The following is a 10931-nucleotide window of genomic DNA, read 5'->3' as shown; positions in this document are numbered from 1 at the left end:
GTTGTTTCTTCTACTGCTTCGGTAGTTTCAGCAACAGTTGTTTCTTCTGTAGTTTCATTTGAACCACATGCTGTTAATAAGAAAACAGAACCTAATAATAAAGAGCTCTTAAGTAATAATTTTTTCATTTCCATATAATCATTCCCTCTTTCTTTTTTTTGCGTTCTATTTGAAACCGCATCATAATTATACAATAAAGTGGAATTTATGTCTAATATAACACCATTTTTATATAATATTAAAAATAAAAAACTATCTGAACTAATGCTTCACTTGATAAAGTTACTAAAAACTTGTGACTTTATTAAGACTTTAAACTTATTATCTACTTATGATAAAACTAATATCTAACAAGTAAAATGAGACTAAATTCAGCCGGGTGATGGACAAGAAGTTAGATGCGATTGCCATTCTTCAACTAGCACGCTAAATTCAAAAAGGGAATGGGCAAAAACTTGACTGAATTTATCAAGTTTTTACCCACTCCTATTATATTTTAGTAATCTAATTTTCGTAACAATTCTTTAATTTTAGTCGGATTAATATTGACTAATTCAAAATAACGCCAACTCTTATTTAAATAACTTGTAATAACGGCTTCAACTGAATCAAATATTTGATACTCTTTCATTAGTCGAGGTAATTCGTCATATTCTAAGTCTTTAATATTGTCTACTCGCTCTTTTAACATCAAATACGGTGCCGTATAAATTCCATTCTGTACATCTTGTAATTTTGGCTTACCACTAATTGCTGAGTCTTGATGGTAATCAATTAAATCATCATTTAATTGAAATGCCATCCCAATCATTTGACCAGCATAATAAAGGCGCTTCAGATCACGTCTTGGTAACTCTGCTTTAATCCCACCAATCAGTACAGCCAAACCAAATAAGGTGGCGGTCTTGCCTTTAATTTGTCTTAAATAATCATTCATCGTCATGTCATCTCGATTTTGATTCATTAACTGACGTAATTCACCAATTAGTATATGCTCAATTACTTTATTATCAATCATATTTCGATTAATCTTTAAATTGGATTCAACAAGTAATCGACCAGAAAGAGATAACAAATAATCTCCAGCATAAATAGCAATTTTGTTTGAAAAATCCTTGTGGATAACGGTTACACCACGACGAGTATCCGCATTATCAATCACATCGTCATGTATTAAGGTTGATAAATGCATTAATTCAAGTCCCGCCGCAGCTGAAATAACGTCGTGATCGATTGGTAAACCTAAATTATCGGCAACCATAATCGTTAACCCTGATCTCAAATATTTTCCAGGGGCGTCTATATACTCCAAAATTTTATTATTAACTTCAACCATTGGCACTTTTATTGAATTTTTCATCAATTTTTTCACATCGTAAAGTGCTTTTTCAATCGTTGGATATGATTCCCATATTTTATGAACCACACTGTTTACTCCATTTCTAAAAAAAAGTTGAAAAGCGAGATTACTCTCTACTTCTCAACTTTAACATAATTATTTAAATTTATCATTATAAATATGATTTGGTTTACCATAGAGCCATTTATCAAAGAGTTTACCTAACCATGGCATTACCCAGTAATCTAAACCAAATGCATGTCCTGAACCATTCATTAAAGCAATGGCAACCGGAACGAACCACATGTTAACCCAGTAGAACATACCTGATAAACAGAACATTGCCACTAAAACAACCGTTCCTGCACTTACTAACCAAGTGAATAATCCAGCGATTAATGCTAAACCAATTAATAACTCCACTACTGACATAAATTTTTGCATAAATAAAGCAACTTCTAGATTCGGCATCATAAATTTCATGATAGAAGCAAACCAATCAGGCATTTTATCAAATACTAACATTGGTTCTTCACCATACGCATAGTTTAAGCTAAATACTGCTTGAGAAGCATCAGCTGCTGTTGCCGCCACATCAGACGCTGCAGAAGTTGCGTCGGCCGCTTCAGATGCACCAGATGCTACATCAGCAACTTGTAACCATTCAAACGGGAATACTGTTGTATCTCCAAACCAACTATTTGCACCGAACAATCCAAATACTTTCTTCAAGCCTTCAATTAACCACATTGAACCATAGAAAATTCGTAATGGAATCATCCATAAGTTATTACCTTTTGAAGACAAGAATCCACCGAAGATATTACGACGATCCTTAATATCAAAGAACTCATGTTGAGTATAAGTTACCATATTATATAAACTTCTAATATCGAAGAAGTATTTAATATTGATGATATGTTTTAATAACATAGCGAAGAATCCGCTCATATGGTACTTATCATACAAGTAAGCCACACCATATTTAGCACCGATTGAGACCATGAATCCATCATATTTTCCTTTGAATTCATGTTTTTCGCCACCTTTAATGGCTGCAATCACATTTAAAGCAGCAGTATGTCCTGTTTGCTCAGCAGCTTGGACAATTTGTGGAACAGGTCGGTTACCTTTATCTGCTTCTTCATAATAAACTAAGTCACCTACAACATACACATTCTCATGGTCTTTAGCTTCCATATATTGGTTAGCTACTAAACGACCTGCTCGTGCTTTTTCAATACCAAATTCAGCTGTTTCAGTATTCGCTTGGACACCAGCAGTCCAAATAGTTGTATAAGTTGGGATTGTTTTACCTGAAGCTAATTGGATATGGTCTTCAGCCACTTTAACGATTCCGTCACCTAAACTAATTTTAACGCCAACTTTTTCCATATATTTTTGCGCTTTAGTTTGTTCAGTTTCGGTCACCATATTTAAAATTGTTGGCGCTGCTTCAACTAAATGAATTGAAAACTCATCTTCATTTAATTTGTAGTCATGAGCTAAACGAGGAACCCAATCCACTAATTCTCCGACCATTTCAACACCAGTAAAGCCGGCACCACAAACTAAGAATGATAATAAGGCACGACGTTTTTCTTCATCATGTTCTCTTGCTGCACGGTAACATGCGTTTAAAATATGCGCACGAATTCGCTCAGCCGCTTCAATTGACCATAAAGTGAAGCCATGTTCTTTAACGCCTTCAATACCGAATGTATTAGCTTCCCCACCCATCGCTAAGATTAAGTAATCATATTTATAAGTGTGTTGTTCACCTAATACTTCTTTGGTGTCATAATTTACAGATTTGATGGTATCTGTTACTAAATCCACTTTTTTATACTTTTTGAATAAACGACGTAAGTCATACTTAATTGCATCTGGTTCTACTCTCCCGCCTGCAACCTCATGTAACTCCGTCATGTAAGTTAAATAAGAATGTTTATCAATCAAAGTAATATTGATTGACTCATCTTTTTTAAACGTTTTGCCTAATTGTTGAGCAGCAGCTACCCCAGCATACCCAGCACCAACAATGACGATCTCTTTAGCCATTATTTTACTTCCTCCTAAAATTAATACACAAAATAATTCCTTGATAATTATAGCACACACAAAATAGCGATTCAATCTGTTTTGATGTTTTTTTCACATACTTATTCAAATACTTGTTATCTAAATATGTTTTTGAATAAAAAAAAGTAATGATATCTCAGGCTTGATATCATCACTTTATTCGTTTATTGTTAACCAATTAATTTGTGATTTAGCTTGCATTAAATCATCATGATAAACGCGTAAGACTGAGATTTTGTGCAAAAGTAAATTACCAGCAAAACCAACCGCAAAACCAGCTAGAATACCGCTAATCGATAAGATTGGAAGATAATTTAAAACTGCCCAAGATTGTGCAAGAATCGCCGCCATGCCTAATTGTCCCACATTATGAGCAATCCCCCCCATAACCGATATTCCCACAATACTCACTCTTTTAGGCCCTAAATACTGAATTAATATCATTACAAGGTAACTCAACACACCTCCAGCACCACTATACATAAAAGTAGACAACGTTCCGCCTAATAAAGTAGTTAATAAAATTCTAATAGCTACAACTTGAAAACTATATTTTTTAGGTAAGGTGAAAATAGCAATAATCGTAATCAAATTGGCTAATCCTAATTTTGCACCAGGAGCAAAAGCGAATGGTGATGGAATTAAGCGTTCAATTAGACCAATAACAACCCCTTGTGCTGCTAACATCGCAATATATACTAATAGATGATACTGACCTCTTTTCAAACTCGATTCCCCTTCTTGCTTACTAATCCAACAGAAATAATTGTCTTTAACTGAATTTGATACTTATTGGTTAGGCTCAATATAGATACCCTTGAGAATGTTCAATCACTCGACTTTATAAAATCAAAGACATAATAAAAAACACATCTACATAAAAATAATACATCGCCGGAGGGAATCGAACCCCCATCACAAGAACCGGAATCTTGTGTGATATCCATTACACTACGGCGACATTACAAAAAATCTTTACTATTTACTTAATCAGATCGAACCATTGTGACACTGCATTAATAACTTCATATATAATCGAAATGATGTTCAATCAACTTGAACTTAATCATTGTACCAAAATCATGATTAATTTTCAATTGATGTTATCAAACGTTTTTAAACACCCATATAAAAAGTTATTCAAAATTATTTAAAAAAGGGGAATAGTTTTTTGAAACCATTAACCCCTTTTTATCTAAAATCGTAAAATATTATGGTGCATATACATCGTTATAAACTTCATATAATGATGTTTCGGCTATAGAATTGCCTTGACTATCCACTCTTTCTATACAGATAATCCCATATTTTGGTGCTAAGTAATACCACGTGGCACTCCCATCAGCATATCCTGTTTCTTCAATTGCCACCACTTCCTGATAAATGACTCCATTCTTCTCATAAGTTGGTAAAATACTCTTGACCGTTCGAAGATATTCATTGTGATAGCCGGAATAATATTGATAACCAACTGTCATATTACTGGATAAGATAAGTGATTCTTGGCCACTATTCACAAGGTTAGAATAGCGTAAATCTTGAACTTCTCCATAGTTCTCAACGTAACCAAGTTCATATAAGCCATTACTTCGCTGTTGATAAACATAAGCCATTGCTTGATCATTTATTAAAATGGCCACTTGAAATAGACCATTTTCATCTGGAGTATATTCTAAGATTGTATATTGACTCTCATAATTATTACCAAATCCTGAGTATTGATAATTATTAAACTGAGAATAAGGTATATAATCAGAAAACGTTCCTGAAATAGCTGGTAGTGAAGTTTGATTTAATTGAGGGTCATGTCTATTTTCCTGGGCAGCAATCGGTCCAGTTAGTATAACAGAAAACACTCCCCCTATTATGGAAGCAAAAAGCACACGTTTAAAAATATTTTTAATAAAAAAATGCATGCTCACTAGCCACCTCTCTTTTCTTTTTCTTCTATACACTCATTATAACATAATCAAATAAAAATGTGATTGAGTCTACCAAGAAAAAATCTTGAATAAAGTATGAAGATAGAAAATTAAGAAGTTAAACTCTCAGAAAGTGTTAGCTTCAATAATAGTTCTTTTGATTTTTCAGGAATGGATATTTCATGTAAAAAATGATTGATTCGTTTCAATAATTCTCGTCGGGTTATAATCCCTTTGAAATTACCCTCATGATCAATCATACAGATAAAGTTTTGATCAACTAAACGGTGTAAAATCTTTTCAAAAGGTTCACCCTCAACAATCGTTACAGGGTCTTTTTCCATGACATCTCGTATTAAAATTTGGTCCATTTTTTCAATTTCAATCGCCTCTACTGTTGTTACCGCATTAATCATCATCGGCATATTAATCAATCCCATTAATTTTGACTTAGTTGACAATACTGGAATCATGGAATATTTAACAGTTGAGAGAATTAACATCCCATGACTTAAAGTATTGGTATCTAACACATGGGCTACATTATCAGCTGGTATTAATAATTTTTCAATAGGGTCCACAATTTGTTTTTCTAATAATGGATCAATCATTGACGCTCAAACACTTTCGTTAAATCTGTTAATAAATTCATAGAATCATCGTAAAACTCTACTTTATATTGCGTTGGCGAGATTTCCAAAATCGCATAGGTTTTATGTGGAACTGGTCCACGAGAATGATTCATACTCCCCGGATTAATCAATAACACCCCATCAACATATTCCGCATATAATTGGTGAGTATGCCCATGAAAAACAAATTTTGCATTAATATCTTTTGCTTCAGCTAATAATTCTTCATAACCACTATTCACACCATTTCGATGACCATGAACAACCAATATATTTCCTGCTGAATGTTCAACTATCCGGCGATTAAAGTATTGTGGATCAAAGTCCATATTGCCTGATACAACCACATCGACATTGTCCCAAATAGGATCGTCAGCTGGAAACTCAGAATCTCCACAGTGAAGAATTAGTTCCACTTTTGGACGATAATGTTCGATTAAATTATTTAATTTTGACCATCCACCATGATTGTCACTTATAATTAACCATTTCACTTACTATTCAACTCCTCTAACCATTCTGGCATTGCAGCCATCAATTTTTTAATCGCTTTACCACGATGACTAATCTCATTTTTTCTTTCAGCTGTCAGTTCAGCAAAAGTTTTCTGCTCACTTTCCACATAAAAAAGTGGGTCATAGCCAAATCCTTCAGTTCCTTTTATTTCCTCTAAAATGATACCGTCAGCCTGACCTTCTACAACCAATGACGGCATCTTTGGATGAGCTAATACGAGACAACAAGTAAAATGTGCATCACGATGACTGTTGCTTTTCATATCGTTCAGTAACTTTTCATTATTCAAAGCATCATTACCATGCTCGCCAGCATATCGAGCACTGAAAACACCTGGACGACCCTCTAATGCATCGACAGATAAGCCAGAGTCATCCGCCAAAACCATTGTTTTTAACATATTGGCGATGGTTTCAGCTTTTAAACGTGCATTTTCTTCAAAAGTACTCCCTGTTTCTTCTACTTCTTCGATTTCTGGATAATCTAATAATGAGGTTACCTCTATATTAAAAGCCTCAAATAATTTTGCAAACTCTGCTATTTTACCTTTATTATGACTCGCGATTAATAGCTTCGACAACTTGATCACCTTCTATTTCACATTTTTTAATTGTTAGATTCGGCATATTTAACCAAGTTGTTGCCACCTCAGCAAATTTATCTTCTTCACCGGTCGTATACACTTCAATCGTAGCCGGTCTATTTTTAGCGTCATGTGCTGAACGGCTAATATTGTAATAATCTAACATGGTACTGACTTCATTAATAGTTTCAACACCAGAATCAATTAAGCGAACCTCTTCACCCATATATTCTCCAATAACTTTTTTCATAATCGGATAATGAGTACATCCTAAAACCAAAGTATCAACATCTTTTTCTTTAAAAATGTTCAAACGCTTTTTAACAATTATTTCAGTTTCGGGATCATTTATTTTATTTTCTTCAACAATCGCAACAAACTCTGGTACTGGCACACTCATTACTTTCAAGGAATCGGCTTTTTCTAAGATGACTTTCTCATATAAATTGGATTTAATGGTACCTTCAGTACCAATAATGCCAATTCGTTGATTTTGAGTTTCTTTTATAGCTGCCCGGCTACCAGCATGAATGACACCAATTACAGGGATAGATAATTGTTCTCTTAATTCACTCAATGCAGCGGCTGTTCCTGTATTACAGGCAATGACTAACATTTTAATTCCTTTATTTAATAAAAAACGGGTAAGTTGCCAAATAAATTCCTTAACTTCCTCTAAAGAACGGGGTCCATAAGGACATCTAGCACTATCCCCTAAGTATATAATGGATTCATTTGGTAATTGTTTGAGACTTTGTTTAACAACTGTTAAACCGCCAAATCCGGAATCAATAAATCCAATTGGTAATTCTTTCAATAATATACCTTCTTTCTTCGCATGTTGAATTAAATGCGCTCAAATTAAATTATATAACAAATCACTAGTTTTTCATAGTCAAGAAGATGCTACTAAAGTCGGATTTTGACTCAGTATTATCAAAATTTAGAGATGCCCTATATAATAAGTATAAGTTTTATTATTATAGTAAATTTTTTGAAACTCGAAACTATGTTCAAATCCATCTTTTGTTTCATGACGAAATAAAGTATAAAAATTGTCATCCGTTAAATTAATAATTCTCACAATCATGGCACACATATTATCCCAATTAATATAAAAGTCTACCGGCTTTGCAAAACGAAGATAATCGTGTACAAACTTATCTTGATTCATCATTTTCTCCTCAAAATATAAATCATACATACTATCACCCTACCCTTGTTAGTTAAAAAACTAACACAAAATAACTTATTTGTCTAGAGTAAAACAACTTTAAATCAAGCGAGTATTTTAATTTTCTGATTAAGGGTTCTTTGTAAAATTCGTGATCCACACCATTTGACAAAGAACTAGTAAAATACATTCAATTCTAGCAATAACGTATTCAAAACGTATTCAAATAAAAAAACCACATAGAAACATTGATACATCAACATTTCTATGTGGTAACTTAAGATTAAGATTAACCTAATTTGTTTGTAATGATAAATAACAATGATTAACACTGGTGTAAAATAGCGTATATATAAAGGAAAGAAAAATTTTTAATTAACATAAAATAACAACTGATAAGCAATTGCTTTATCAATTACTTATCACTAATCCACGACCGAGTGAATAAATTTTTAAAGTCAACTAGAGTAACAAAAAAACTAACTTCTCAGAAGCTGCTGCCTGTCATTCATAACTTAACTAATTTTGTACTCTTTCATTTTTTTAGCAAGTAATTTATGTATTGATCGTCAACATAATAAAGTTTCATAATTATATTTCTCCTAAAAAAAGAGAGGACTTTCGCCCTCGTTTTAATTCCCATTTTATGGTAGAGAATCACCGCTCTTTAACTATATATTAACATAATGCTAATAATTGTCAACTAATAAATTTTATCTGCCTATTTCATTTACATTTTTTATCTTCCACCCCACTCGATACGCTCAAAAAAATCAACCAACCACTTATTAAAAGGTGATTTATTAACCCCCCAAGGGACTCCGTTCTTATCAGAATAATAAACAATCTTGCCTTCTAGTTCTTTTCTAAATGGGTATAATAATCTTTCTCTTAACACTTCACTCGATTTAATCCCTAAACGTTCTTTTAGCCAATTCATATCGCCAACTGATCCAAATTCCATTTCATCCTTAAGCCTTTGTGTTTGTAGCTCACACTCCATTCTAATGGCTTTTTCTTTCAGTTCAATCAATTCTTCAATAGACAACATTATCCCTCCAAAAGATACTTTACATGAATCATATACATAGGCCATATTAATATAAATAAAAATACCCCACCAATATATGATGGGATATAAGTTAGTTTCATGATACATTGTCCGTCTATCGTTCTGAAATAGCCTTAGAACGTGGATTTAGTCATTCGTTAACTAAATTACATGATCTAAACCTTAGAAAAACTCTCTTTTTTAACTTTTTCAATAGTTAAAACCACTTCTTATAATCCTTTGTTCTTCAATACTCAACATAACCTTTTCTACAAAGTGTTCAGCCCTTTCAAAGCTACTTTGCTGTACCTGCTTAACTCATGCTTGTATTCTTCCATTTCTTCATAGATAGCAAGCGCCTTTTCTTCAATGTTGGGCTGTTCTTTAATGTCTTTGCCTTGCTCGTACTTTTCTTTTAAATAAAACTGTTCTTGTGGATCTAATTTATTTAGCAAGTGTTTAAAGCGTGATTGCCTTTTTCTTAGTCGTTCAATACGGTTAAGCGCTAGGCGTTCTGCATCTGTGTTATCTATTACTTCTCTTTCTAAGCTAAAATTTCTAACACTAAAGCCTAAATCATAAAACTCTACTCTTGTGTAATGGTTTTGATTGTCTAACCTGCGCTGTGCATCTTCTATCGCTTCATATATGCTTGCTATTCGCTTATCTAAGTAGAATTAGCTTGTTAAATTATCTTGATATGTTTCATCTTTAAACTTCATTCAATGCCCCTTTACTACGCTTAGCCATACATAAGGCTAGCTATTTGCCATTTCGTTATAACTAGCCCTGTTAAGAGTTCGGTATTAAAACAAGGTTCGGGGCTTACATCACAAGTGAACGCCCGTTTTTATAACGTTAGTAAGTGAGTAGATACTCTGCCTTGCTCTTTTATGATTGATACTACTTTCTCTGAAAAGTTATCATCAAAGATACTAATATCGTTAACATGCATTACTCTTGGTTTTTCGTATTCTTCCATTTGATCTAACTCATAATTTCGGTAAGCTTCCCAATACTCATAGCTGTTAGGCTCGGCTAGGTACATTAAAGCTAAGTTATCGCCTTGTTCAGCCCTTTGTTTGAGTGCGTTCAGCCGTTCTTCGTTGCGTTTATCCGCTTCTTGTTGTTGCTTTCGTTTCTTACGGTGCTTTTCAGTTGATACACGCCTTATTGCTTCTTGTTCAGCTTTACGCTGTTCAGCCATTCGCATACGTTGGCGCTCATTGTAGTTAGTTTCTTCTTCCCACTTCTCACGCTTTAAACGTGTGCCTTCATCTCTACACTCATCGCTGCAATATTTCGCATTTCTTGCGCTCGTTTCAAAGGGCTTCTCGCATATTTCACATACTACTGTTCTAATAATCTCAACCCCCCTTTATTAAGTAGATTTTAAAGTTATTTATTAAGATTTTAGCTACATATAACCTTATTAAAGGGCTATATATCAATGTTTACGCTTATTTTTGTAAAGTAGTTTGCCTTTACATCTTATAACGTGCGAATATATGTACAGTGCGGCTTGAAGGTCTGAATAGACCCACCTTTGGGGAGGTATGCCCGTTCTTGTCTACCAGCTTCCTAGTGCGTTCTAATTGATTAAAACCATTATCTTTTTTTAAAATTAAATAT

11 protein-coding genes and 1 tRNA gene are annotated in these 10931 nt (G+C 33.5%); all 12 read right to left on the bottom strand.

Annotated features, from left to right (window positions below; translation table 11 throughout):
- Window positions 1-496: 496 nt before the first annotated feature.
- Window positions 497-1426 (bottom strand): polyprenyl synthetase family protein, encoded by a 930-nt coding sequence (locus B5D12_RS05160; protein ID WP_078755798.1) that lies wholly within the window; start codon window positions 1424-1426, stop codon window positions 497-499.
- 69 nt (window positions 1427-1495) lie between these two features.
- Entirely contained in the window at window positions 1496-3400 is a 1905-nt protein-coding gene (locus B5D12_RS05155; RefSeq protein WP_078755797.1) for an FAD-dependent oxidoreductase, read from the bottom strand.
- Between the two features lie 177 nt (window positions 3401-3577).
- Window positions 3578-4108: a Gx transporter family protein gene (locus tag B5D12_RS05150; protein ID WP_078755829.1), complete on the bottom strand. Its 531-nt coding sequence runs from the start codon at window positions 4106-4108 to the stop codon at window positions 3578-3580.
- Window positions 4109-4310: 202 nt separating this feature from the next.
- A tRNA-Arg gene (locus tag B5D12_RS05145) sits at window positions 4311-4382 on the bottom strand.
- A 250-nt stretch (window positions 4383-4632) separates the two neighbouring features.
- Window positions 4633-5337: a hypothetical protein gene (locus B5D12_RS05140; protein ID WP_078755796.1), complete on the bottom strand. Its 705-nt coding sequence runs from the start codon at window positions 5335-5337 to the stop codon at window positions 4633-4635.
- A 116-nt stretch (window positions 5338-5453) separates the two neighbouring features.
- A complete protein-coding gene (gene cbpB, locus B5D12_RS05135) occupies window positions 5454-5954 on the bottom strand; it encodes a cyclic-di-AMP-binding protein CbpB (RefSeq protein WP_078755795.1) in 501 nt (166 codons plus the stop codon).
- Entirely contained in the window at window positions 5951-6469 is a 519-nt protein-coding gene (locus tag B5D12_RS05130; RefSeq protein WP_078755794.1) for a YfcE family phosphodiesterase, read from the bottom strand. Before B5D12_RS05130 ends, cbpB begins: the two co-directional genes overlap by 4 nt.
- A complete protein-coding gene (locus tag B5D12_RS05125; RefSeq protein WP_234982914.1) occupies window positions 6466-7080 on the bottom strand; it encodes an XTP/dITP diphosphatase in 615 nt (204 codons plus the stop codon). The genes B5D12_RS05130 and B5D12_RS05125 overlap by 4 nt, the downstream gene beginning before the upstream one ends.
- Complete coding sequence (racE, locus tag B5D12_RS05120; RefSeq protein ID WP_078755792.1) at window positions 7043-7891, bottom strand: glutamate racemase; 849 nt, start codon at window positions 7889-7891, stop codon at window positions 7043-7045. Before racE ends, B5D12_RS05125 begins: the two co-directional genes overlap by 38 nt.
- Window positions 7892-8017: 126 nt before the next feature.
- Window positions 8018-8248, bottom strand: coding sequence for a hypothetical protein (locus B5D12_RS05115; protein ID WP_078755791.1), 231 nt, complete (start codon window positions 8246-8248; stop codon window positions 8018-8020).
- A gap of 739 nt (window positions 8249-8987) precedes the next feature.
- The gene (locus tag B5D12_RS05110; protein WP_159443866.1) at window positions 8988-9296 is read right to left on the bottom strand and encodes a DUF771 domain-containing protein; all 309 of its coding nucleotides are present in this window, start codon (window positions 9294-9296) and stop codon (window positions 8988-8990) included.
- An 853-nt stretch (window positions 9297-10149) separates the two neighbouring features.
- On the bottom strand, window positions 10150-10506 hold the full coding sequence (locus B5D12_RS05100; RefSeq protein WP_143412042.1) for a hypothetical protein: 357 nt from the start codon (window positions 10504-10506) through the stop codon (window positions 10150-10152).
- Between the last annotated feature and the right edge of the window lie 425 nt (window positions 10507-10931).

Source organism: Globicatella sulfidifaciens DSM 15739 (assembly GCF_900167405.1).
In the GTDB taxonomy this organism is placed as follows: Bacteria; Bacillota; Bacilli; order Lactobacillales; family Aerococcaceae; genus Globicatella; species Globicatella sulfidifaciens.
Note: the sequence above shows the minus strand (reverse complement) of the source record. Positions and strands in the feature narration are given on the sequence as shown.